Below are 24,207 nucleotides of genomic sequence, written 5' to 3'. Positions count from 1 at the left end.
GGAGGGTCCGCGGCCGACCCCGCGATCACGCGGCGCGGATGCCCGTCAGGAACTGGTCGACCACCTGCTTCAGCGAATCGGCCTCCTGGGCGAGCTGGCCGGACGCCGAGAGGACCTGGCTGGCGGCCGCCTGATTGTGGGTCACCGCCGCGCTGACCTCGCCGATGCTGCCGGTCACCTGTTCGGTGCTGCAGGCCGCTTCCTGAACGTTTCGCGCGATCTCGTTGGTCGCGACGCTCTGTTCCTCGATCGCGCCGGCGATGGCGACGGCGATGGTATTGACCTCGGCGATGGTGTTCTGAATGGCGGCGATCGCCGAGACCGTGCTGTCGGTCTCCGTCTGCATGGCGCCGATCTGGGTCGAGATCTGCTCGGTGGCGCGGGCGGTCTGGGTCGCCAGCGCCTTGACCTCCGAGGCGACGACGGCGAAGCCCTTGCCGGCCTCACCCGCGCGGGCCGCCTCGATGGTCGCATTGAGGGCGAGCAGATTGGTCTGGCTGGCGATGTCGGCGATCATCTTCACGACTTCGCCGATCTGCTGGGCTGCCTCCGCCAGGCTGCCGACGGTTCGGCTCGCGGTCGCGGCGTCGCGAACGGCCTGCCCGGCGACGTTCGAGGACTGGCTGACCTGACCGCCGATCTCGGCGATCGACGCGTGCAGTTCCTCGGTCGCGGCGGCGACCGTCTGGACGTTGGCCGACGCCTCGGTGGCCGCGGTCGCGACGGCGCTCGCCTGCTCGTCGGTGGTTCGGGCGAGCGACACCATCGACTCGGCCGTGGCTTCCAGTTCGACGGCGGCGGAACCGACGATCCGGAGCGCGCTTTCGACGCGGCCGTCGAAGCCGGCGATCAGCGTCTCGATCCGCTCCGCCCGTGCCTGGCGGGCAGCCTGTTCGGCGGCCTGCTCGGCTTGCAGACGACGCCGCTCGATTGCGTTGTCGCGGAAGACCTCGACCGCTTGCGCCATGGTGCCGATCTCGTTGCGCAGCTCCACCCCGGGGATGGCGACATCCAGGTCACCGGCCGCGAGCCTCTGCATGGTGCCGGTCATGCCGCGCAGGGCGGTGGTCAAGGCGCGGGCGATGACTGCGCTGAGCGCGATCGCGGCCACGACGATGAAAGCGCCGACCGCCAGCAGGGTGCTGCGTGCGCGGTCCTGGACGGTGGCGAGTTCGGCACGCGCCTCGTCGAAACTGCTGCGGGCGAAGGTGGCGGCCCGCTCCAGCTGCGGCTCGATCCCTTCGAAGATGCGGCTCAGCTCGGCGGTGGTGGCGACCATCGCCTCGGACGTCTCGGCGAAGGCATGGAAGCGCGTCTGATAGTCGTTCAGGAGCGCCGAGACTTCCGCGCGCATCGCCGTCGGCATGGTCGAGGCGGCGAGCAGCTGATCCAGTTCGGCCTTGCGCGCGTCGAGCTGATCCACATAGCGATGCTCGCCGCGCAGGATGAAATCCTTCTCGTGCCGGCGCATCATCAGCATGCGGTTGAGCATCGGGTCGCTGCCGATCTCGCCGAAGCGCTTTTCCACGGTGTGGACCGCGGCGCGCAGCGCGCCCTGGAGGCCGGATTTCTCATCGAGGCCGAGGCGCTGTGCCTCTTCCGCCAGCCGGGCGAAGGTGCGGGCATGTTCCTGCAGACCGGCCACCACATCCGCGATGTCGGCATCGATCGCGGCGGCGAGGGCCACGTCCTTCGCCTGCACGAGCGCCTCGCCGGCGCGCGCTGCGGCGGCTTCATAGGCGGCCGCGTACTGCATCGACCGGCGGAGCAGAAAGTCCTTCTCGCGGCGGCGCATCTGCAGGGCCTCGGTCTCGGCGGCGCCGACGAGGCGGTTCAGCTGGGTGGCTTGGGCGGCGGTGGTGACCGCGCTCTGCATCGCGAGGTCGCTGACCAGATAGACGCAGAGCAGTGCCAGCGTGGCGACGACGCCGACGCCGCCCAGAATCGCGATCTGAATGCGCAGGCCGAGGGACTTCAGTCTCATAGATGCTACCGCACTTGCGTGACAATGGCGGGATGCTCGCATCCGGGATTGAAGGCGCGCTTAACGGTTGCTGCGGTGCGAAGTGGAGGACGATCCCAAAATGTCCCGCTCGCGCGGTTTCGCCGCTCAGCCGTTGGCTTCGAGTACGGCGCCTGCGAGGTAGAGGGAGCCGCAGACGAGAATGCGGCAGGGGCCGCGATCGGCCGTGATCGCTGCGACGGCGTCTTCGGCCGAGGCGCAGGCGTGGGATTCGACGTTCACGGCCCGGGCGGCCGCGACGATCGCGGCGGGGGGCAGGGCTGCGTCCACGCCGGGAATCGGCACGGCGCGCACCGTCGTGGCGACGCGGCCCAACTGGGCGAGGAAGCCGCCGGCGTCCTTGGTGTCGAGCATGCCGACGACGGCGTGGGTCGGCATGTCGGTCCAGGCGGTGGCCGCGTACTGCGCGATCATCGCGCCGGCGGCGGGGTTGTGGCCGCCGTCGAGCCATAGTTCCCAGCCGGGCGGCAGCATCGCCACCAGGGGACCGGTGCGCAGCCGCTGCAGGCGCGCCGGCCAGCGGGCGTCGCGGATGCCTTGGGCCAGCGCGGCCTCTGTGATCCGGGGGACGGCGAGGTGCCGGATGCAGGCGACGGCCAGGGCGGCGTTGTCGACCTGATGCTCGCCGGCGAGGGCAGGGCGGGGCAGGGAGAGGCTGGTCGCGCCGTCCTTCCAGTCGAAGCCGTCGGCGGTCCGCGTGCAGTGCCATTCGACGCTGGCGCGATGGAGAGGTGCGCCGATCTCGGCCGCACGGCGCTCGATGGCGGCGAGCGCCTCCGGCTGCTGCAGGCCGACGACGGCCGGCACGCCCGGCTTGAGGATGCCGGCCTTCTCCCCGGCGATGGCGGTGAGCGTGTCGCCGAGATACTGGACGTGATCGATCGAGACCGGCGTGATCGCCGTGACGGCGGGCCGGGCGATCACGTTGGTCGCGTCGAGCCGGCCGCCGAGGCCGACCTCCAGGATGCAGAGGTCGGCGGGCGCCTGGGCGAAGGCGAGGAAGGCCGCGGCGGTGGTCACCTCGAAGAAGGTTATCGGGTCGTCGCCGTTGGCCCGTTCGCAGGCCTCCAGGACCTCGACCAGCGCGTCGTCGGACAGTTCGCGGCCGGCCACGCGGATGCGCTCGTTGAAGCGCACCAGATGCGGCGAGGTGTAGACGTGGGCGGCGAGGCCGGCCGCCTCGGCGATGGCGGCGAGGTAGGCGGTGACGGAGCCCTTGCCGTTGGTGCCGGCGACGTGGATCACCGGCGGCAGGCGCCGCTCGGGGTTGCCGAGCCGTTCGAGCAGGCGCTCCATGCGGCCGAGCGACAGGTCGATCAGCTTGGGATGGAGGCGCGTCAGCCGCGCCAGAACGGCGCCGCTGGCGCTCATTCCTACACCTCCACGCGGGTCGTCACTCCTGCTTCGCCGCCGCGTCGGCGCCCGCAGGAATCGATGGCGCCTGCACGTCCTCGTCAGGCAGGACTGTCGACAGTTCGTCGGCGATCGGGTCTTCCGCCTCGACACGGTGCATCAGCATGCCGAGGATGCGGCCGAGCGTCTCGCGCATCTCATGGCGATGGACGACCATGTCGAGCATGCCGTGCGCGAAAAGATACTCCGCGCGCTGGAACCCTTCGGGCAGGGTCTCGCGGATCGTCTCGCGGATGACCCGCTGGCCGGCGAAGCCGATCGCGGCCCCCGGCTCGGAGATCGCGATGTCGCCGAGCATGGCGAAGGAGGCGCTGACGCCGCCGGTCGTCGGATCGGTCATCACCACGATGTAGGGCAGCCCCGCCTCGCGCACCTCGGCCACGGCGACCGTGGTGCGCGGCATCTGCATCAGCGACAGGATGCCTTCCTGCATGCGCGCGCCGCCGGACGCCGGGATGGCGATGAGGGCCGCGCGCTTCTCCACCGCAAGCCGCGCCGCACGCAGGATGGCGTCGCCCACGGCGATGCCCATCGAGCCGCCCATGAACTCGAAGGCGAAGGCGGCGGCGACGGCCGGCATGCCGCCGATCGTGCCCTCCGCCACCAGCACCGCGTCCTGCAGGCCGGTCTTGCTCTGGGCGTCCTTCATCCGGTCGACATAGCGCTTCTGGTCGCGGAAGCGCAGCGGATCGGACTGGACGGGCGGCAGGTCGGCGAGGGTGTAGGCGCCGTCGTCGAACATCAGCGCCAGCCGCTCCTTGGCACCGAGGCGCATGTGGTGGCCGCAGTGGGTGCAGACCTTGTGCGCCTTCTCCAGATCGCGATGGAACAGCATCTGCGAGCAGTTCGGGCACTGCAGCCAGAGATTCTCCGGCGTGTCGCGGACAACGAGCTGGCGCAGCTTGGGCGGGACGAAGTTGGTCAGCCAGTTCATGCGGTCTTCTTCATCTGCGCTTCTTTACTCTCGGGCGCCGCGGACGCCGCTGGCGAGGTCGCGGACCAGGCCGAGGACGTCCTCGACGAGTTCCGGCTTGGCCTTGCCGTGCGGGTCGAGGTTCGCCGCGATGCGTCGGACGATCGCCGAGCCGACGACGGAGGCATCGGCGACGCGGGCCACGGCCGCAGCCTGATCCGGCCTATTGATGCCGAAGCCGACGGCCACCGGCAGGTCCGTGGCCCGCTTGAGGCGCTGCATGGCTTCGCCGACGGCGGAGGCATCGGCCTCGCGCGTGCCGGTGATGCCGGTGATCGAGACGTAGTAGATGAAGCCGCCGGCATGCTCCAGCACGTAGGGCAGGCGCGCATCGGGCGTCGTCGGCGCGATCAGGCGGATGAGGCGCAGGCCGGCGGCCTCGGCCGGGAGGCGCAGCTCGTCCTCCTCCTCGGGCGGCAGGTCGACGGTGATCAGGCCGTCGACGCCGGCTTCGGCCGCATCGCGCGCGAAGCGCTCGGCGCCGTGATTGTGGATGGGGTTGTAGTAGCCCATCAGGATGATCGGCGTTTCGCCGTCGGTCTCGCGGAAGGCGCGCACCATGTCGAGGGTGCGCTTCAGCGTCATGCCGCCCTTCAGCGCGCGCAGGCCGGCGGCCTGGATGGCGGGGCCGTCGGCGGCCGGATCGGTGAAGGGCACGCCCAGTTCGATGACGTCGGCACCGGCGCCGGGCAGTCCGCGCACCAGTTCGAGCGACGTGCCGTAGTCGGGGTCGCCGGCGCTGACATAGGTGACGAGGCCGCCGCGGCCTTCGGCGCGCAGGGCGGCGAAGCGGCGCTCGATGCGACCCTGGGAGGCTGCGGCGCTCACAGTTCCACTCCGAACGAGCGGGCGACGCTGAACACGTCCTTGTCGCCGCGGCCGCACAGGTTCATGACCAGCAGGTGATCCTTCGGCAGGGTCGGCGCCATGCGCATGACATGCGCCAGCGCGTGCGCCGGCTCGAGTGCCGGGAGGATGCCCTCCAGCTTCGCGCAGAGCTTGAACGCCTCGAGCGCGTCGTTGTCGGTCGCGGACACGTATTTCACGCGCCCGCTCTCGTGCAGCCAGGCATGCTCGGGCCCGATGCCCGGATAGTCCAGGCCGGCGGAGATGGAGTGCGCCTCGGCGATCTGGCCGTCACCGTCCTGCAGCAGGTAGGTGCGGTTGCCGTGCAGTACGCCGGCGCGCCCGCCGGCCAGCGACGCGGCGTGCCGGGGCGTGTCGACGCCGTCGCCGGCGGCCTCGACGCCGAAGATCTCTACCGAGGGATCGTCGAGGAAGGGGTGGAACAGACCGATGGCGTTCGAGCCGCCGCCGATGCAGGCGACCAGACTGTCGGGCAGGCGCCCTTCCGCCTCCGCCATCTGCCAGCGCACCTCGTCGCCGATCACGCACTGGAAGTCGCGGACCATCTCCGGATACGGATGCGGTCCGGCGGCGGTGCCGATGCAGTAGTAGGTGTTCTCGACGTTGGCGACCCAGTCGCGCAGCGCGTCGTTCATCGCGTCCTTGAGGGTGCGCGAGCCGGACTCGACCGCCTTCACCTCTGCGCCCAGGAGACGCATGCGGAACACGTTCGGCGCCTGCCGCTCGACGTCGACGGCGCCCATGTAGATGACGCAGGGCAGGCCGAAGAGGGCGCAGACGGTGGCGGTGGCGACGCCGTGCTGGCCGGCGCCGGTCTCGGCGATGATCCGCGGCTTGCCCATGCGCCGGGCCAGCAGGATCTGGCCGAGCACGTTGTTGATCTTGTGCGCGCCGGTGTGGTTCAGCTCATCGCGCTTGAAGTAGACCTTGGCACCGCCGAGGTGCTCGGTCAGGCGCTGCGCGTAGTAGAGCGGGCTCGGCCGGCCGACATAGTGCTTCAGATAGTAGTCGAGCTCGGCCCGGAACGTCGGGTCGGCCTGGGCGGCGCGATAGGCCTGCTCGACCTCCAGGACCAGCGGCATCAGCGTCTCGGCGACGTAGCGACCGCCGAAAATGCCGAAATGGCCGCGCTCGTCGGGACCGGCACGGTAGGTATTGGGCTCGGGACTCATGGCGCGGGCCTTGGCTTGCGTGGTGGCGGAAGATAGCCCTGCGGCCCGGCCATTCCAACCGGGAAAGGTCCCGGTTCGCCTACCTGTATGGATCCGCCGCGTCGCGCAGGCCGTCGCCGAGGAAGTTGAAGGCGAGGACCGTGATGATGACCGGCACGGTGGGCAGCAGCAGCCAGGGATAGAGGACGACGGCGTTGATGTTCTGCGCCTCGGTGAGCAGGACGCCCCAGCTGGTGATCGGCGGGCGCAGGCCGAGGCCGAGGAAGGACAGGGCCGTCTCGCCCAGTATCATGCCGGGGATCGAGAGGGTCGCCGACGCGATCAAGTGGCTGGCGAAGCTGGGCAGCATGTGGCGGCCGATGACGCGCGCCGGGCTGGCGCCCATCAGCGTCGCCGCCATCGTGAAATCCTCCTCGCGCAGTGCCAGGAATTTCGAGCGCACGGCACGCGCCAGACCCGTCCAGTCGAGCAGCCCGAGGATGATCGTGATGCCGAAATAGATGAGGATCGGGCTCCATGTCACTGGCAACGCTGCGGAAAGCGCCATCCAGAGCGGCAGTTCCGGGAAGGACCGGATCACCTCGATCGACCGCTGGGTCAGGCTGTCGACCCAGCCGCCGTAATAGCCGGCGAGCCCGCCGATGACGATGCCGAGCGCGAACGAGATGGTGATGCCGATCAGCCCGACGGTCAGCGAGATCCGGGTGCCGTAGATGATCCGCGAAAGCATGTCGCGGCCCAGGCGGTCGGTGCCGAGGAGGAACAGCGTGCCGTTCTCCGCCGGGCAGAAGAGGTGGAAGCGGGAGGGTATGACGCCCCAGAAGAAGTAGGGATCGCCGCTGCAGAAGAAGCGGATCGGCTGGACGCTGCTCTCGTCCTCGACATAGACGCGCTGCATGGTCGTCATGTCGAGGGTGCTGCGGTAGCCGTAGACGAACGGACCCACGAAGCTGCCCTCGTGGAACAGGTGCACCTGCTGCGGCGGGGCGTAGATATGATCGATGTCGCGGCTCTCCTGGTTGTACGGCGCGAGAACTTCCGTGACCAGGATCGAACCGTAGAGCAGCAGAAGGACGATGCCGGAGAAGACCGCGAGCTTGTGGCGTCGCAGCTTCCACCACATCAGCTGCCACTGGGTGGCGTGGTAGTAGCGCTCCTGCTCCGGCGTCAGCTTCTCGACGGAATACGGATCGAACGGCGCGTCCGATACGAAGTGGGGCAGGCGATCGACGGGTTCGGTGGCCATGCTAGCGCTCCGCCGAGCCGCCGAGGCGGATGCGTGGGTCGAGCATCGCCAGGGCCAGGTCGGACAGCAGCACGCCGACCACGGTCAGCATCGCCAGGAACATCAGGAAGGATCCGGCCAGATACATGTCCTGGCTGCGCAGCGCCGACAGCAGCATCGGCCCGGTCGTGGGCAGCGACAGCACGACCGAGACGATCGCCGCGCCCGAGATGACCTGGGGGAGCAGGTTGCCGATGTCGGCGATGAACGGGTTGAGCGCCATGCGCAGCGGGTACTTCACCAGCGCGCGGAAGGGCGGCAGGCCCTTGGCCTTCGCCGTGGCGACATACTGCTTGTGCAGTTCGTCCAGCAGGTTGGCGCGCAGGCGCCGGATCATGGCGGCCGTGCCCGACGTGCCGATGACGATCACCGGGATCCAGAGATGACCGAGGATCGACCCGAACTTCGCCATGCTCATCGGCTGGCCGATATACTGCTCGTCCATCAGGCCGCCGATCGACGCGCCGAACCAGACGTTGCCGAGATAGAGCAGGACGAGCGCCAGCAGGAAGTTCGGCGTCGCCAAGCCCAGGAAGCCAAGGAAGGTGAGGCCGTGGTCGGTCCAGCTGTACTGGTGCGTAGCCGAGTAGACGCCGATGGGGAACGACACGGCCCAGGTGAAGAGGATGGTCGAGAAGGAGACGACGAAGGTGAGGAACAGGCGCTCGCCGACGACGTCCGCCACGGGCAGGTTGTACTCGAAGGAATAGCCGAGGTCGCCGTGCAGGAGGCCCCAGACCCAGACGAGATACTGTTCGTGCATCGGCCGGTCGAGGCCGTACTGGGCGCGCAGGAACTCGATCTTGCCCTGGTCGACGGCTTCGCCGCGGGCCTGCATCTCGGCGATCTGCGTCGAGAGATAGTCGCCCGGCGGCAGCTGGATGATGATGAAGACAATGATGCTGATCGCGATCAGCGTCGGAATCATGATCAGCAGGCGGCGGGCGATGTAGGTGACCATCGTGTGCGGCTCAGCGGTCGCGCGAGCCGGTCAGCCAGAACGTATCCGGCCGATAGATGCCGAAATGCGCACCGGGATCCCAATTCCAGAAGCCCTTCTCGGGCACGTTCTTCAGGCGGTTGGAGACGACGATCGGCTGCAGAATGCCGCTGACGATGCCGATGTTGAACACCTGATCCGCGTGGATCTCCAGCATCCGGCGCCAGATCTTCTCCTTCTCCGCCATCGAGCCGGCGTTGCGCCATGACTTGTAGAGGTCCATCAGTTCGCGCGCCTGGGGCATGTCGATCGGCTCGCCGGCATTGCCGGCCGCCTCGTGATGCTGGCCCCATTTCGGCCATTGCAGCTGCTGCTGGCTGGTCGGCGCCAGCTCCGCCGGGGACATGGCAGCCGTCGCGAGACCGTTTTCCAACCCCGACCAGACGGACATCTGGGTGCTGCCGGCGAAGATGCGGTTCCGCAGGACCTCCCGCTGCAGCGGGCGGCTGAACAGCTTGATGCCGGCCTTCAGCCAGCTGTCGTGGACGAGCTGCAGGACGTCGGTCTCTTCGCTGCTCTCGCCCGCCGTCTCGACGATGATCTCCAGCGCCCGTCCGTCGGGCAGGCGACGGATGCCGTCGGGCCCGCGCTTCAGCCCCATCTCGTCGAGCAGGGCGTTCGCCTTCGCCAGGTCGAAGATCGCCCAGCGATTGCGGAGGTCGTCGCTCGCCAGCGGGCTCTCCGGCAGCAGCGTGTTGTTGCCGGGGAGGGCGAGCCCGTAGAAGAGGACCTTGTTGACCTCCTGCCGGTTGAGCGCCAGCGAGAGCGCTCGCCGGAAACGGACGTCGCGGAAGACCTGGCGCCAGACGGGGTCTTCGATGTTCAGGTTCGGGTAGAGGGCGATGTGCGAGCCCTTGCCCGTACGCCAGAGGCGGACCTCGTAATTCTGCTGCTTCTCGTTCTGCTTCAGGAACGGCACGTCGCTGAAGCGGAGATAGCGGCCCTGGAGGTCGGTGTCGCCGGCGGCGCTCTTCGCGGAGATCAGGTCCGGCGCCGCGACGTTGACGATGACCTCATCGACATAGGGCAGCTGGCGTCCGTCGGCATCGGCGCGATGGAAGTACGGGTTGCGTACGAAGACGAAGCGCTGCGCCGGCGCCGGCGTCGTGTTCATCCAGGGCTGCAGGGTCGGCAGGTCGGGGTTCTCCATGCGGTAGAGATTGTCGACCTTGTTGTGCAGCGACTGCCAGTTGCGCTGACGCGCCGCCTCGACCCGGGCCGCCAGTTCCGCCGGGTCGGCGTAGCGCTGGTGGAACGGCTTCAGATAGTGCGCAGGCGCATAAATGATCGTCGGCGACGCGCCGGCGAGCGCCGGCAGGAAGGCCGGATTGGGAGACTTCCACGCGTAGCGGACGGTGGTCGCGTCCGGAAAGGTCACGGTGGGCGCGGCTCCGTCGACCAGCAGGTCGACCGGCGGGCCGCTGGGGCTGAGGTCGGGATTGTTGGCGACGTCCTCCCACCAGTAGCGGAAGTCGTCGCTGGTGAAGGGCCGGCCGTCCGACCAGCGATGGCCCTTCCTCAGGCGGAGCGTGAAGACGCGGTCGTCCTCGCTGTCGACCGACTCGAGGATGTCGGGGACGATCTGCAGGTCCCTGTCGTACCCGACCAGCCGCGCGTAGCCGTAGACATAGACTTGGCGGATGTCCTTCGCCGAGCCCATGAGCATGTAGATCCGGCCGCCATATTTCCCCGCCTTGTCCTTGGCGAACGGGGTGGCGACCCGATTGGGCGTCTGCGGAAGCCGCTCGGCCATGGGCGGCAGGCTGCCGTCCTTCACGCGGGCCGCCAGCACCGGCGCCTCGTCGACCGGTGCCGCAATGGCGCCTGCGGCCGGCAGAAGGGAACATGCCGTCGCGACCAGAAGAGCGAGAACGGTTCGGCGCATCGTCATGCTCAGGCGACCAGCTTTTCGAGGGCGGCGGAGGGGCGGGCGCGCACGAAATGGCCGTCGCCGAGTTCGAGCCATTGCGTCGGCCGCTGCGGATCGTGCGTGAACGGTTCCGGCCACGCGCCAGGGTTTGACGCCCGCTCGTCCATGAGGCGCCCGAAGTCGAGCGGATGGGCGAGGTCGGGCTCCGGAACGGCGGCGAGCAGCGCCTTCGTATAGGGGTGCAGCGGATTGCGGAAGAGCGCGCCGGCCGGTGCCAGTTCGACGATCCGGCCGCCGCACATCACCGCGATCCTGTCCGCCATATAGTCGACGACGGCGAGGTTGTGCGAGACGAACAGGTAGGTCAGCCCGAGCGTCGTTTGCAGATCTTTCAACAGGTTGAGGATCTGCGCCTGAACCGACACGTCAAGTGCGGAGACGGGCTCGTCGCAGAGCAGCAGGTCGGGGCGCAGGGCCAGGGCCCGAGCGATTCCGATGCGCTGGCGCTGGCCGCCGGAGAAGCTGTGCGGATAGCGGTTGAGGTGGCGGACGTCGAGGCCGACGAGGCTGAGAAGTTCGCGGACCGTCTCCGTGCGGCGCCGGGCGTCGCCGATGCCGTGTATGATCAGCGGTTCTGCAATGATGTCCGCCACGGTCATGCGCGGGTTGAGCGCGCTGTAGGGATCCTGGAAGACGTACTGGACCCGCCGCCGATAGTCGAAGAGATCCCTGCCGCCGAGACCGATCAGGTCGATCTGCCGCTCGCCGTCGTCGTAGAGGACCTGCCCGGAATCGGGCGTGAGCGCGCGCATGATGATGCGACTGAGCGTGGTCTTGCCGCAGCCGCTCTCGCCGACGAGCCCGAGGCATTCGCCCCGTCGGATGGAGAAGCTGACGTCGTCCACGGCGCGGATCTGGCTGTGGGTGCGGGTCAGGATCCCGCCCTTGCGGATCGAATACTCCTTCGTGATCCCGCGGACGTCGAGGATGGGACGGGAACCGGCCACCGGTTTGCGTTCACGCGCGGCCATCATGTGCCCGGTCTCGGATCGCGCTTCGCGGATCGGCACCAGCCGCTCGCCGGGCGGCATGTGGAAGCGCGGCACGGCCTTGAGCAGGGCCTTCAGATAGGGGTGGCCGGGCGCCTCGAAGATCTCCTGCACCGGCCCCGATTCCACGACCCGTCCGTGATAGAGGACGACGACTTCGTCGGCCACGTTGGCGACCACGCCGAGATCGTGGGTGATCATCAGCACCGCCATGCCGAGTTCGGCCTGGAGGTCCTTGATGAGCTTGAGGATCTGCGCCTGGATGGTGACGTCGAGCGCGGTCGTCGGCTCGTCTGCGATCAGCAGTGCCGGGCGGCACACCAGGGCCATGGCGATCATCGCCCTCTGGCGAAGTCCCCCCGACAGTTCGAACGGGTAGGTGTCGAAGGCGCGCGACGGATCGGGAAATCCGACCAGCGCCAGCATCTCCTCGGTGATGCGCCGCGCCTCCGCCTGTCCGGCGGCGCGGTGCAGGCGCAAGGCCTCCGAGACCTGGTTGCCGACCGTGTGGAGCGGCGACAGCGAGGTCATCGGCTCCTGGAAGATGATCGAGATCCGGCCGCCGCGGAGCCTACGCATGGGTGCGCCGTCGGTGTCGAGCGCGGCGATGTCGATTGGCGGCTGTCCGGGCGTCGCGGGGTCGTCGAACAGGATCGAGCCGCCGGTGATCTTCGCGACGTGCGGCAGGATGCCCATGACTGCCTGGGCCGTGACCGACTTGCCGGATCCCGATTCGCCGACGAGGGCGACCGTCTTGCCGTGGGGGACGCGAAAGGAAACGCCCTCGACCGCCCGAATGACTCCGCCGTGGACCCGGAAATCCACACGGAGGTCACGGACATCGAGGAGGTGAGCCATCGTTCAGTCGCCGACGGGCGTGGACGGCGGCGGCGGCTCGATGCCGATCGCGCGGAAATTCTCCTCGGTGACGGGTGACAGGGTCACGCCGTGCACCCCGGCCGCCTCGGCGGCGGCGTGCGCGATGTCGATGAACCCTTCGAGAGTCGAGTCGACCGACACCGACTGATCTCTGCCCCCGAGCCGCAACTGCATCCAGCCCTTTTCGCGATCCCTGCGGGTCGAGAAGTACCGCAGGTCGATCCTGTCGATCTCTTGCCAGCGCACGGTAGCCGGTCGGGGACCCGAGGTCGATATCCCGTCGGCGGAGAGAGTGACGGCCGTCAATTGACGCAGCAGCGTCGACAGGCCGAACACGAGGAATACCAGAGCCAGGACGCCGAGGATGATCTGCGCCAGCCCACTGTCGCCCAGCCAGGGAATCGGCCCGGCCGTCAGCAAGAAGCCGCCTGCGGCACGTCCGTAGTCGGGTGCCAGCGACGACATCGGATAGCGGTAAGTGGTCATTCCTCGATCCGGTCGGCTTCGGTGTTCCGTGCGTCAGCGGCTGCGATCGCTGCCGCTGGCGCCACCCATCGCGCCGCGGTGTGTAGCGCGGTTCTCTGCCGAAGCATCGCGCAAAATCTCCAGGTGGCGTCGTCCATGGCGAGGTGGTGGGTCAGGAGCCCGGTCGCCCGGTCCGGGGCGTCGCCGGAACGGCGGGCGCGCAGATGATGCAGGAGCGGGGCCAAGGCCGCCTGCACTCCGATGAACCCCCGCGTGCCGTGCCAGTCGACGGGGTCGCAATGGCAATCCAGCCGGATCAGGCCCGGCGCGGGCAGTGCCTTGTCTCCAAAGGCGGACAGGCCGCGGTAGCCGGCACGGCTCAATGCCGCGGCCAGTTCGGCGGCGATCCTATTCCAGGGCGGAACGAGCATCGGGAGGAAGCGCCGGCCGAAAAGCGGCTCCAGCAGCCGGCGGCCGTGCGCCAGGTCGCCAAGCATGTCCGCCACGGCACGATGGGCCCCGAACTCGGCCTTCTTCTCCCCCGGCGGTGCATGGTTGGCGTGGCGGAAACCGTGCTGCAGGCAGGTCCAGCCGGGCTGCGCCGCGAGCCGTGCGGCGAGCGCCTCGGTGGCACCGGCGGGGATGACCGCGAGGCCGATCGGCGCGGCGTCGGCCGCTTCCGCAAGGCGCCCGAGAGCCGGGGTGTCGTCCACCGCGTCGTCGTCGCGCCACCAGAAGGTCGCCGTGCGGCCGGCGGCGGTCCATCGGTCCAGCTCGGCGTCGAGCGCATCCCAGTCCTCGGTCGCCGCGGCGCTCATCGTGTCCGCCGGTGCGCGGCGAGCGCCGTTCGCAGGAGCCGCGGCGTGGCGCGGGCCCCTGCCATGTCCAGGCTGTCGAGTGTGGGCGGGCCGGCCGCGAGCGCGTTGTCGACGGCGCGTGCGAGATGGGCGGGATCCAGCGCCTCTTCCGGCACCACCTGGATGGTCGTGCGTGCCGCGAGCCGCTCGGCACGCAGGGTCTGCTCGGTCTCCAGGCCGCCGGCATAGGGAACGATGACCGCCGGCACGCGGGCATCCAGGACTTCCATGACGGTGTTGTAGCCGCCCTGGGAGATGGACAGGCGCGCGCTGCGCAGCAGGCGCGTGAAATCCGGGCGCGCCCGCTCGACCGTCACGCCGGCCTCCGATCCGGCTTTCAGGTCCGCGAACACCGCGTCGGGGAGGCTGTGGCCGACGAGGATGCGCCACGGCGCTGCGGCCGCGCGGGTGAGGGGACGGGCCGCGATGGCGGCGCGCAGAAGCGGCTCGCTGACCGCACCGCCTCCGGCGGAGACCAGGATCTCGCCGCCATCCCCGCCGCCATCCTCGGGTGACGTCGGGCGGCGGCGGCTCTCCACCACGTAGCCGGTATAGCGGACACGGGCGGCGATCGCGGCGAGGCGGGGGAAGGTCTCCTCGAACCCGACTAGGGCCGGATCGCCATGCACGAGGACCTGATCGTACCAGCGCTCGGCGCGCGCGATCATCTCGTCGATACGCTCCGGCTTGCCCGGCTGGACGAGGATGTCGCGGACCGAGGCTGCGATCAGCGGGCGCCGCGGGTCGGCGCGGGCCGCGTCGAGGAGCGGCTCGACTTCGAAGGCGAACTGCCGGCGGCCGAAGGGGAAGAGCTCCGTCAGGACGACGTCGGGCCGCACGCTGTCGTAGAGGTCGAGCAGGTGTCGGCGCCGGTCGGCCCGCCAGGCGTCGTCGAGCGGCCGGTCGTCCGCATCGCGCAGGTCCTTGAAATAGACGTCGACGGCGCGGGCGGGCGGCAGCTGGACGAAGTCGGCAGTGCCGACCGACAGACCGGGAACCGGGAAGCCGCCCGAGGCCAGGGTCACGTCGAACTGCGCGGCGCGCAGCGCGCGGGTCAGGGTCGCGGCCCGGCGCAGGTGGCCGATGCCCAGCAGGTGCTGGACCCAGAAGAGGAGGCGGGGCCGGGTCACGGCTCCAGGCTCATGTTGGGGCGCTCGAGGCGGGGCGTGCCGTCGGGGTCGAGGCGGAACAGATGGACGCAGGCCCAGTCGAGCTTGACCGGGGGCTTGCCCAGCATGTTCCAGCCGGTGGCGAGGCACAGGATCGCGCGGATGACGCCCTTGTGCGTGACGGCCAGCACCGGCCGGCCGGCGGCGGCCACCTCGGCGAGCAGCGGCCGGACCCGCTGCTGCAGCTGGCGAGGGGATTCGCCGCCCGGCGGGGTCAGATCGACGCCGCGCGCCTCCTGCTCGCGGAAGCCGCTGGCCGGGTCGGCACGCAGCGCCTCGCGGAGCTGCCCCTCCCATGCGCCCCAATGGAGTTCCTTCAGCCGATCGTCGACGGGGCAGGGCGCACCGAGGAGGATTTCCGCCGTCTCGCGGCAGCGGCCCAACGGGCTGCAGATCCTGTCGAAGTCCGCGAATTCGGGCGGCAGCCGCCGCTTGGCGAGCAGCGCCCGGCCCTGTTCGCTGAGGGCGGTGTCGCGCTGGCCCTGCATCCGGCCCTCGATGTTCCAGTCGGTGACGCCGTGGCGCACGACGGCGAAGAGGGTCATAGGCAGGGCTCCATGATGCGGCGCAGGGTGTCCGCGGCGGCGGGGACGGTGTGGCGGGCGGCGATGCGCTGGACGGCGCGGGCGGACATGTTTTGTCGGAGCAGTGTATCGTCGAGGAGCGACGCGACCGCGACTGCGAAAGCGCCCGCGTCGCCGGGCGTGACCAGCGACCCGGTCTCGCCGTCGGCGACCGTGGCGGGAACGCCGTCCGTGCGTCCGGCGACGACCGGCAGGCCGGCGGCCTGGGCCTCCAGCAGCGCCATGCCGTAGGCCTCGCGCACGGCGGGCCAGGTCATCAGGTCGCAGGCGGCATAGACCTGGGGAAGGTCTTCCTGGGCGAGTTCGCCGAGGAGATACAGGCGGTCTTCGAGGCCGGCGGCCGCGAACAGCCGCAGGATCTCCGGGCGCGCCGGTCCGTCGCCGGCCACGAGCAGGCGCCAGGGGCGGCCGGCGAGGCGCCGCAGGGCGTCGGCGAGTGCCGCATAGGAGGCGAGCTTGTCGCCCGGGCGCATCATGCCGACGGCGAGCAGCCAAGGGACGTCCGGCGGCAGGTCGAAGCGGATCGCCAGGGCCGCCCGCAGCGCGGGGCCGATGTCGTGGGCCGCACGGTACGGCGCGTCGTCCAGGAAGGGCGGCAGGTCGACGAGGCGTGCCGGATCGGCGACCAGCGGCAGCAGGCAGGCGCGGTCGTTCGGATTGATGCAGAAGACCGCGCTGGCTGCGGAGACGGCGTGCGCCACGGCGCGATGGCCGGCATCCCACGGCCCGCCGGCGCGCTTCGGCGCGAACGACGCCTCGGCGAGGAAGTAGGGGATCCCGAGGGCGGCGGCGACGGCGGGGCCGAGGTGGTCCGGCGCCTTGTAATAGAGGTGATAGGTGAACCAGGCGCTCGGCCGGCGCGCCGGACCGGCGAGCCTTGCTGCCAGGCGTTCGGCGAGGCGGGCGCCGACGGCGGCGATCCGCGGCTGATTTCCCGGCTCGCCGTGCGGATGGCTGCGGAAGCGGCAGGCGACGTCCGGCGCGAAGCCGGCCTGCGCCAGTGCGGCCAGGAGAAGCCGCGCCATGCGGCGGTCGCCCGACGGCACGGGATGGTTCGGCGGCTTCAGCGGCGCATAGAAGGCGATCCGCTTCACGGCCCGGCTGCGGCGACCGCCGGTGTCGGGGATCGGTCCCGTTCCAGACCGAGCTTGCGCGCCAGCCGTTCGATGCCGCCCTCGAAGGAGAAGTGCGACCGCACGACCGCCGTGCCGGCCTGGCCGAGGGCTGCGCGGCGATCCGGATCGCGGATGAGTTCGGCGACGAGCCCACCGAGTGCCGCCGGGTCGTCCGGCGGCGCCAGCAGTCCGTTGTGCCCGTGTTCCACCAGTTCGGGCACGGCCGATACCCGCGTCGAGACGACGGGCAGTCCCAGCGCCTGCGCCTCCATCAGGACGTTCGGCAGGCCGTCGCGGTCGCCGTTCTCGGCGATCCGGCAGTTCAGCACGAACAGGTCCGCTGCGAGATAGCGGCGGATCACCTCGTCCTGCGGCTGAGCCCCCAGCCACTCCACGCGGTCGGCGATGCCGAGCGTCGCCGCCTGCTGCTGCAGCTTCTTGAGTTTCGGCCCGGCGCCGATGTGCAGGAGCCGCCAGTGCAGCGTGGACGGCAGGGCGGCGAGTGCGTCGAGAAGCTGTTCGAAGCCCTTCTTCTCGACCGCCCGGCCTACGGTCATGATGCGCACCGGATCGGCAGGGTCGCTGCCGTCGCGGGAAGGCCGCACGGGCGGCGCCGGGAACCGCGACAGGTCGAGCCCGTGATACATCAGCTCGACCCGGTCATCGGGCAGGCCGCCGCGCTGGGCGATCCCGGCGAGATGCTCGGCGCCCGACGCCGTGCAGGTGACCAGCCACTCGCACGCGGCGAGCTTTTCCGCCTTCTCCCAGTCGGGGATGGTCCAGATGTCCTTGGCGTGCGCGGACACGGACCAGGGGAGCCGCCGCAGAAGGCTCGCATAGAAGCCGACCGAGGCTGGCGTGTGCAGGAAGTGCACGTAGAGGCGGTCGACATCCTCCGGCAGCTCGGCGGCGAGGACGAGCGCCTGACCAAAGCGGCGGCCGCGGTTGGGCGTCGGATCGCGGCGCATGTCGCGCAGCCATGCCGCCCGCGCCGCCCGATAGGTCGGCCAGCGCCGCACCTTTCGCCAGGCCCGCCAGACCCGCAGCGGATGCCGGTAGAGATATTCCGGCAGATAGTCGACCGGTGCCGTGATCGCCTTGTTGATGGCGTGCACGTGCCCGTCGGTCGGGTGTCGGAGCGGCACGATCCGGAACGGCAGGCCGGCCTGCTCGAGCGCGAGAAGCTCCTGGGCGATGAAGGTCTCGGAAAGCCTGGGATAGCCCTTGAGAATGACGGCGACGGTCACGGCGCGTTCCGATGGCGGCTGCGGTCAGACGCGGGCGCGCGCGTACTGCGGAATGGGCCCGCGCCGGCTACGCAGCCAGGGGGCGACGAGAGCGTTGACCTTGTCGAGCCCACCCAGCAGGCCGGGCAGATCGACTTCGGACGGCTTGGGCTGGGTGGAGAGGTCGCGCAGCGCGCGCACCATGCGGCGCGGGTCGCGGCGCCCGTTGTTGGCCAGCATGCGGACCAGTCCCAGAGCTTCCGCCTTCGATGCACGGATATACTGCTCCATGCGCGGGCGGGTCCGCGGCACGATGAGCGCCCGTTTGTCGAAGGAGAGGATCTCGCAGAAGGTATTGTACCCACCCATCGCGACGATCCCCTCGGCGCCGTCGATGAGGCCTTCGACATGGGCGTCGAACGTGATCGCGCGCACGTTGCCCAGCCGTTCGGCACGGTCGCGGAAATCCTTCTGGCGCTCGGGCTGCATGAAGGGGCCGAAGACGATCAGGGCTCGTGCCGGCAGGGTGTCGTCGGTTTCGTAGGCACGCAGGACCCAGTCGACGATCTCCTCGCCGTCGCCGCCGCCGCCCGCCGTGATCAGGATGTAAGGTTCCTGGACGAAAGCTTCGAGATCCTGCGTCGGCTGTGCCGACGGCAGTTCGCGGCGCAGATAACCGGTGAAGGTGATCTTGCGCCGCACGCTCGCCGGCAGCGTCAGACCTTCGAGGGGGTTGCAGATCTGCGGCAGGCCGTAGACCCAGATGTCGTCATAGAGGTCGCGCAGGGCCGGGAGCACGTTCTTGCGGTGCCACTCGGGCACCAGGAGCGCCGGCTCGTCCATCACGTCGCGCAGGCCGAGGACCAGGCGGCAGCCGCGTTCCTTCAGCAGCGACAGCGTGTCGCCGACCTCGCCGCGCAGTCCCAGCGGCTCCTTGTCGACGATGAAGAGGTCCGGGTCGAAGATCTCGGCCGTGTGCTGGATGATCGACGCCCGCATCGCGAGCGTCTGCTCGGTCCGGATATGGAGGTGAAGCGGCGTGTATTCGCCGTTGCGGAGCTTGATCATGCCGGGGACGCGAACGAAATCGACGCGCGACCGGAAGTCGAAGCTGCCGATGATCGGCGAACCGGACAGGATCAGAACGGAAAGATCCCGCTCCGCCTCGACAAGGGAGTGAGCGATGGCGCGGCAGCGCCGCAGATGCCCCAGGCCGAAGCTGTCGTGACTGTAGATCAGGACCTTGTTGGGGCCGCCCAGGCCGGTCATGCGGTATCGCCCATCGGGTCGCGACGCGTTCGGTCGCGCCGACTATCGCACAGGGCCGGCGCATAGGCCAAGCCTCGTGCACGATCCGGTGATCGCTGGGTAACGGCTGGCGGGGGCCGGCCGAAAGCCTTTACACGGGTCGCGAATCTCGTGATCGTACCCGGCTGCCGGGGCGCCTCATGCAGAAAACCATCTACCGATTCATATTCGCGCACAGCCTGCGCCAGCAGATGATGCTGCTGCTGCTGACGTTCGCCGCGTTTCCGTTTCTGTATTTCTCGCTGGATCTGCCCAAGACGATCATCAATCAGGCGATCAACGGCAAGGATTTCCCGAAGGAAATCCTCGGGTACGAGTTCGACCAGGTGCCGTACCTGATCGCTCTTTGCATCATATTCCTCGGCTTGGTCCTGATAAACGGCGGGTTCAAGTACATCATCAACGTCTGGAAGGGCCGCCTGGGCGAACGCATGCTGCGGCGCCTGCGGTACGAGCTGTACAGCCGCGTGCTGCGCTTTCCGCTGCCGCACTTCAAGCGGGTGAGCCAGGGCGAGATCATTCCGATGATCACGTCCGAAGTCGAACCGATCGGCGGCTTCATCGGCGACGCCGTGGCGCAGCCTGTCTTCCAGGCAGGCCAGCTGCTCACGATCCTCATCTTCATCCTGGTTCAGGATCCGGTCCTGGGCCTTGCGGCGGTGGCGCTGTACCCGTTTCAGGGCTGGCTGATCCCGCGCATGCAGCGGCGCGTGAACATGCTGGCCAAGGACCGCGTGCGCATGGTCCGCCGCCTGTCGGAAAACATCGCCGAGTCGATCTCCGGCGTCCAGGAGATCCGCGTCAACCATGGGACGCGGTACAATCGGGCGGCGTTTTCCGAGCTTCTCGGAAAGATCTACCTGATCCGCTACGAGATCTATCATCGCAAGTTCGTCATCAAGTTCCTGAACAACTTCATCGCCCAGCTGACGCCGTTCTTCTTCTACCTGATCGGCGGCTACCTCGTGATCAAGGGCGATCTCAGCTTCGGCGCGCTCGTCGCGGTGCTCGCCGCGTACAAGGACATGTCGGCACCTTGGAAGGAACTGCTGCTGTTCTATCAGCAGAAGGAAGACGCACGGATCAAGTACGAGCAGGTGATCGAGCAGTTCGAGCCGCCCGGCATTCTCGATGCGAGGCTGCAGAACGACGACGGCCGGGAGGTCGCACCGTTCGGTCCCGACGACGAGATCGTCGGCCAAAGCGTGAGCTACCTGGAGGACGGCGGCCGAACCGTCCTGGAGAACGCGTCTTTCCGCTTCGCGGTCGGGCAGCACGTCGCGATCCTGGGGCCCGCAGGCAGCGGCCGCGACGAACTCGCGATGATTCTGGCGCGCCTCTTGCTGCCGGTGAGCGGCCGCATCACGATCGCCGGGCGCGATCTCACCCATCTTCCCGATGCGGTCGTCGGTCGGCGGATTGCCTATGTCGGCCCGTCGCCATACCTGTTCTCGTCGAGCATCCGGGAAAACATCCTGTTCGGACTGAAGTACCGGCCCGGCGCGGAGGGCCCGCAGGGACGCGATCGCCAACTGATCGTGGCCGAGGCCGAGGCCGCCGGAAATCCGATCGACGACTATTTCTCCGACTGGGTGGACTACGAGACGGCCGGCGTCGCCGGTCCCGACGAGATGGTGCCGCTGCTCGTGGACGTGGCAACCAAGGTGGGGCTGGAGGGCGACCTCTATCACTTCGGCCTGCGGGGCATGATCGATCCGCGGCGGCGTGAGGGCCTCGCCGCGAAGATCCTCTCGGCGCGGGCGGCTCTGCGCGAGCGGCTGAGCGATCCGAAGCTGGGCGAACTCGTCGAACCCTACGATCAGGATCGTTATAACCAGAACGCCTCGCTGGCGGAGAACCTGCTGTTCGGCACGCCCGTCGGGCCGGTATTCGACATCGAGAATCTGGCGGCGAACGGCTATGTCCGTCAGGTCCTCGACAAGACCGGCCTCACGGAAGATCTCGTGTCCGTCGGACGCGAGGTCGCCGAAACCATGGTCGAACTGTTCGGCGACGTCGACCCGGGACAGGAGATCTTCGAGCGTTACAGCTTCATCAAGGCGGAGGACCTGCCGGAATTCCAGGGCATCCTGGCACGGTCCGCCCGCTCGGGCATGCAGGCGCTCAGCAAGGACGACCGCGCCCGGCTGCTGTCGCTGACCTTCCTGCTGGTCCCGGCGCGGCACCGTCTCGGCGTCCTCGGCCCCGACCTGCAGGCGCGCATCATCGAGGCGCGACGCATGCTGGCGCGCGACCTGCCCGACAGCCTGCGGGCGGCCATCGAGTTCTTCGATGCCGATCGGTACAATGCTGCCGCCTCGCTGCAGGACAACATCCTCCTGGGCAAGGTCGCGCACGGCCATGCGCATGCCTCCGACAGGGTCGCCGATCTGATCGGAGAGGTGGTCGACGAGGTCGATGCGCGACGTGAAGTGATCGAGGTCGGGCTCGACCATCAGGTCGGGATCGGCGGCGGGCGCCTGGGACTGGCGCAGCGCCAGAAGGTGGTGATCGCACGCGCCATCCTGAAACGTCCCTGCCTCATGATCATGCACGATGCCGCGGCGCCGTTCGATTCCGCGTCGCGGACCGTGCTGTTGGACCGCGTTCTCGATGAGACAGAGGGTCGAGGCGTGATCTGGGTTGCGGACAGCGTCACCCACGGGGATCGTTTCGACAGCGTCATCCTTATGCAGGGTGGGCGGATCACCGCCCAGGGAAGCTACGAGGAGCTGAAGCGCGGTGCCGACGGCGCCTCGCTGGCTGCGGAATGACCCACGCGGAGGGGAGGGGAGGCTAGTCGATGTCGCTCAACGAGGAAGTCGAGATCCTGCGCCGCGTCCCGCTGTTCGCGCGGATCGAGCCATCCAAGCTGAAGCTGATCGCCTTCACCAGCGAGCGGATGACCTTCGAAAAGGACGAAGTCCTGTTCCGCCAGGGGGACATGGGGGATGCCGCATACATCGTGCTTCAGGGCGATGCCGACGTGCTCGTGAATTCGCAGCAGGGCCAGATCCGCGTCGCCGGGCTTGGTCAGAACGACATCGTCGGCGAGATCGCCATCCTGATCGACGTGCCGCGTACGGCCACCGTCCGCGCCTGTTCGCGCCTCGTGACCCTGCGCATCACCAAGGAACTGTTTTTCAGGCTGATCACGGAGTTCCCGCAGATCGCGGTGGAGATCATGCGCGAACTCGCCATCCGGCTCGAGAAGACAACAGGCGACCTGAGGGACGCCGTCACGCGCAACGCGAGCGCGCAGCAGCCGGCGGGAGCCGGGCAGGAGCGATGAGCCGGCTCGACAGCGCCATCCGGAGACTCGAAGCGCAGCGCGACTGCCTGGACCGGGCGGCGGAACTGGTCTGCCGTCTGCCGGGCCCGGTGTTCGAGGTGGGCCTGGGGAACGGCCGCACCTACGACCATCTGCGCAAGAGAATGCCGGAACGGACCATCCTGGTGTTCGACCGCCACGTCGCGGCGCATCCCGACTGCATCCCGCCGGCGGAGCATCTGTTCCTGGGCGACTTCCGCGAGACGCTGCCGGCCGCGGCCGAACGTTTCCGGGGCTCGGCGGCGTTGATTCACGCGGATATCGGCAGCGGGGACGCCGCGGCCAGCCGCAGTCTGGCCCATGCCCTGAAACCGGCGGTGATCCGGCTGCTCGCGAAGGGCGGCGTCCTGGTCTCCGACCAGGCGTTCGACGACGCGAACCTGCAGGGCGAGGCACTTCCGGCCCATGTGGCGCCGGGCCGGTATTTCCTTTACCGCTCCGACTGACTTAGGCAACCTGCGTTAGGCGGCATGCGGTCATGACATGCGGCCGGGGTTCGGATATTTTCCTCTCATCTTCGATCAAGCGGCGCGGGACCAGATGGTAGTCAGCGGCACCGACCAGACTGCGACGACGGAAGCGTCCGGCCGGACCGCGAGCGCGGGACGCTGGGTCTATCTGCCCGAGGACGTCGCGCGACAGCATCCGTTGTACGGTGTGTTCGGCTGGGCGCTGATCCTGCTGGCCTTCCTGTTCGCCGCACCGCTCGCCCTCGTGGTGCAGGACATACGGCTGCTCTGGGGCGGCCACAGGATTCCGACGCAATTCTGGTTCGTGCTCGGACTCGACGTGGTGCTGCTGGGTGCGGCCTGGGTAGCGGCGCTCAAGCTGGGGCGCGAGCAGGCGTCCTTCCTGCCGCATTTCCTGCTGGCCGCCCTGATCGGCCTGGGATCCGCGGCACTGTTCTTCATGGTGATGACGGCGGGCGTTCCGCCGGAATACCAGGATCGCGGCAGTTTCGGCCTGGTGCTGCGCGGCCTGCCGGTGGTGCTCTGGATCGCCTACGTCCTGTTCTCGCGGCGGATCAGCGTCACGATCCGCAAGCGGGTGCATGCGGAGGATCCATTCCTGCGGGCGCAGTGGATGACCGACAGGCCGACGGGACTGCGGCCGACGGGGGCGCGCGGGACGGTCTATGCCCGCCCGTACCGGACCCAGCCGCTGGAGCATCCGCCCGCGGATGCCGACGCCGAGGAGGGCGCCGCGGCGACTCCGAGCGTGGAGCAGCAGCCGTCGCAAGCCGCCGCGCCGGCCGCCGTGGAGCACACGACGCCGGTCCCGCACCAGGGCCGTCCGGTGTATCCGCCGGTCACGACCCAGACGACGGTGCGGCCGCCGGGACCGCCGTCGTCGATGCCCGTTCCCGTCGCCGCAGGTCGTCCGTCCGTGCCGCCGCCGCCGCGCATGCCGGGCTTCGGCGAATCGGCCGGCGGCGATGCGTCTCAGCACAAGCGCTGGGAGAACTCGCTGGTCCTGGATCGGCTGCGGCGACTGCAGATCGCCCATGACGAAGGCCTGATCAGCAGCAGCGAGCTCCAGGCGAAGCGCGAAGAGATCCTGCGCGAACTCTGACCGATTCGCGGTGCTGTAGCCGGCCTCACGGCGGGGCGAAGCCGCCGCC

The 24,207-nt window shown here is 69.1% G+C and carries 20 protein-coding genes; 4 read left to right on the top strand and 16 right to left on the bottom strand.

All coding sequences use genetic code 11. The annotated features are described in order from the left end of the window. Window positions 1-25: 25 nt before the first annotated feature. The 16 genes from ABIE65_RS14285 to ABIE65_RS14210 all read right to left on the bottom strand — a co-directional run bounded on the left by ABIE65_RS14285 (window position 26) and on the right by ABIE65_RS14210 (window position 19,216). Window positions 26-1,984: a methyl-accepting chemotaxis protein gene (locus tag ABIE65_RS14285; RefSeq protein WP_354078549.1), complete on the bottom strand. Its 1,959-nt coding sequence runs from the start codon at window positions 1,982-1,984 to the stop codon at window positions 26-28. Window positions 1,985-2,110: 126 nt separating this feature from the next. Continuing rightward, the gene (locus ABIE65_RS14280) at window positions 2,111-3,394 is read right to left on the bottom strand and encodes a bifunctional folylpolyglutamate synthase/dihydrofolate synthase (RefSeq protein ID WP_354078547.1); all 1,284 of its coding nucleotides are present in this window, start codon (window positions 3,392-3,394) and stop codon (window positions 2,111-2,113) included. 22 nt (window positions 3,395-3,416) lie between these two features. After that, window positions 3,417-4,370: an acetyl-CoA carboxylase, carboxyltransferase subunit beta gene (accD, locus tag ABIE65_RS14275; protein WP_354078546.1), complete on the bottom strand. Its 954-nt coding sequence runs from the start codon at window positions 4,368-4,370 to the stop codon at window positions 3,417-3,419. A 24-nt stretch (window positions 4,371-4,394) separates the two neighbouring features. Continuing rightward, window positions 4,395-5,237, bottom strand: coding sequence for a tryptophan synthase subunit alpha (gene trpA / locus ABIE65_RS14270; RefSeq protein WP_354078545.1), 843 nt, complete (start codon window positions 5,235-5,237; stop codon window positions 4,395-4,397). Then, on the bottom strand, window positions 5,234-6,448 hold the full coding sequence (trpB, locus tag ABIE65_RS14265; RefSeq protein ID WP_354078544.1) for a tryptophan synthase subunit beta: 1,215 nt from the start codon (window positions 6,446-6,448) through the stop codon (window positions 5,234-5,236). The genes trpA and trpB overlap by 4 nt, the downstream gene beginning before the upstream one ends. A gap of 79 nt (window positions 6,449-6,527) precedes the next feature. Continuing rightward, a complete protein-coding gene (locus ABIE65_RS14260; protein WP_354078542.1) occupies window positions 6,528-7,694 on the bottom strand; it encodes an ABC transporter permease in 1,167 nt (388 codons plus the stop codon). A 1-nt stretch (window position 7,695) separates the two neighbouring features. Further along, a complete protein-coding gene (locus ABIE65_RS14255) occupies window positions 7,696-8,694 on the bottom strand; it encodes an ABC transporter permease (protein ID WP_354078541.1) in 999 nt (332 codons plus the stop codon). A gap of 10 nt (window positions 8,695-8,704) precedes the next feature. After that, window positions 8,705-10,618 carry an ABC transporter substrate-binding protein gene (locus ABIE65_RS14250; RefSeq protein ID WP_354078540.1) on the bottom strand — a complete coding sequence of 638 codons (1,914 nt, stop codon included), beginning with the start codon at window positions 10,616-10,618 and terminating at the stop codon, window positions 8,705-8,707. A gap of 8 nt (window positions 10,619-10,626) precedes the next feature. Next, window positions 10,627-12,510 (bottom strand): ABC transporter ATP-binding protein, encoded by a 1,884-nt coding sequence (locus ABIE65_RS14245; protein WP_354078538.1) that lies wholly within the window; start codon window positions 12,508-12,510, stop codon window positions 10,627-10,629. A gap of 3 nt (window positions 12,511-12,513) precedes the next feature. After that, window positions 12,514-13,017, bottom strand: coding sequence for a hypothetical protein (locus tag ABIE65_RS14240; RefSeq protein ID WP_354078536.1), 504 nt, complete (start codon window positions 13,015-13,017; stop codon window positions 12,514-12,516). After that, window positions 13,014-13,814, bottom strand: a complete 801-nt coding sequence (locus ABIE65_RS14235; protein ID WP_354078534.1) for a polysaccharide deacetylase family protein — start codon at window positions 13,812-13,814, stop codon at window positions 13,014-13,016. Before ABIE65_RS14235 ends, ABIE65_RS14240 begins: the two co-directional genes overlap by 4 nt. Next, complete coding sequence (locus tag ABIE65_RS14230) at window positions 13,811-14,983, bottom strand: glycosyltransferase family protein (protein WP_354078533.1); 1,173 nt, start codon at window positions 14,981-14,983, stop codon at window positions 13,811-13,813. Before ABIE65_RS14230 ends, ABIE65_RS14235 begins: the two co-directional genes overlap by 4 nt. Continuing rightward, window positions 14,980-15,567, bottom strand: a complete 588-nt coding sequence (locus ABIE65_RS14225; RefSeq protein WP_354078532.1) for a histidine phosphatase family protein — start codon at window positions 15,565-15,567, stop codon at window positions 14,980-14,982. The genes ABIE65_RS14230 and ABIE65_RS14225 overlap by 4 nt, the downstream gene beginning before the upstream one ends. Next, window positions 15,564-16,700, bottom strand: a complete 1,137-nt coding sequence (locus ABIE65_RS14220) for a glycosyltransferase family 4 protein (protein WP_354078531.1) — start codon at window positions 16,698-16,700, stop codon at window positions 15,564-15,566. The genes ABIE65_RS14225 and ABIE65_RS14220 overlap by 4 nt, the downstream gene beginning before the upstream one ends. After that, the gene (locus ABIE65_RS14215; protein ID WP_354078530.1) at window positions 16,697-17,968 is read right to left on the bottom strand and encodes a glycosyltransferase family 4 protein; all 1,272 of its coding nucleotides are present in this window, start codon (window positions 17,966-17,968) and stop codon (window positions 16,697-16,699) included. The genes ABIE65_RS14220 and ABIE65_RS14215 overlap by 4 nt, the downstream gene beginning before the upstream one ends. A gap of 24 nt (window positions 17,969-17,992) precedes the next feature. Beyond that, window positions 17,993-19,216, bottom strand: coding sequence for a glycosyltransferase family protein (locus ABIE65_RS14210; RefSeq protein WP_354078528.1), 1,224 nt, complete (start codon window positions 19,214-19,216; stop codon window positions 17,993-17,995). A gap of 179 nt (window positions 19,217-19,395) precedes the next feature. Here ABIE65_RS14210 and ABIE65_RS14205 point away from each other — a divergent pair, with 179 nt between their 5' ends. The 4 genes from ABIE65_RS14205 to ABIE65_RS14190 all read left to right on the top strand — a co-directional run bounded on the left by ABIE65_RS14205 (window position 19,396) and on the right by ABIE65_RS14190 (window position 24,158). Further along, window positions 19,396-22,029 carry an ABC transporter transmembrane domain-containing protein gene (locus ABIE65_RS14205; protein ID WP_354078527.1) on the top strand — a complete coding sequence of 878 codons (2,634 nt, stop codon included), beginning with the start codon at window positions 19,396-19,398 and terminating at the stop codon, window positions 22,027-22,029. 29 nt (window positions 22,030-22,058) lie between these two features. Next, entirely contained in the window at window positions 22,059-22,547 is a 489-nt protein-coding gene (locus tag ABIE65_RS14200; protein ID WP_354078525.1) for a cyclic nucleotide-binding domain-containing protein, read from the top strand. Then, window positions 22,544-23,032: a class I SAM-dependent methyltransferase gene (locus ABIE65_RS14195; RefSeq protein WP_354078524.1), complete on the top strand. Its 489-nt coding sequence runs from the start codon at window positions 22,544-22,546 to the stop codon at window positions 23,030-23,032. Before ABIE65_RS14200 ends, ABIE65_RS14195 begins: the two co-directional genes overlap by 4 nt. 94 nt (window positions 23,033-23,126) lie before the next feature. Then, complete coding sequence (locus tag ABIE65_RS14190) at window positions 23,127-24,158, top strand: SHOCT domain-containing protein (RefSeq protein ID WP_354078523.1); 1,032 nt, start codon at window positions 23,127-23,129, stop codon at window positions 24,156-24,158. Window positions 24,159-24,207: the final 49 nt, after the last annotated feature.

The sequence above is a fragment of the Constrictibacter sp. MBR-5 genome (assembly GCF_040549485.1).
Lineage (GTDB): Bacteria > Pseudomonadota > Alphaproteobacteria > JAJUGE01 > JAJUGE01 > Constrictibacter.
This window is presented reverse-complemented; position numbering and strand designations above follow the sequence as displayed.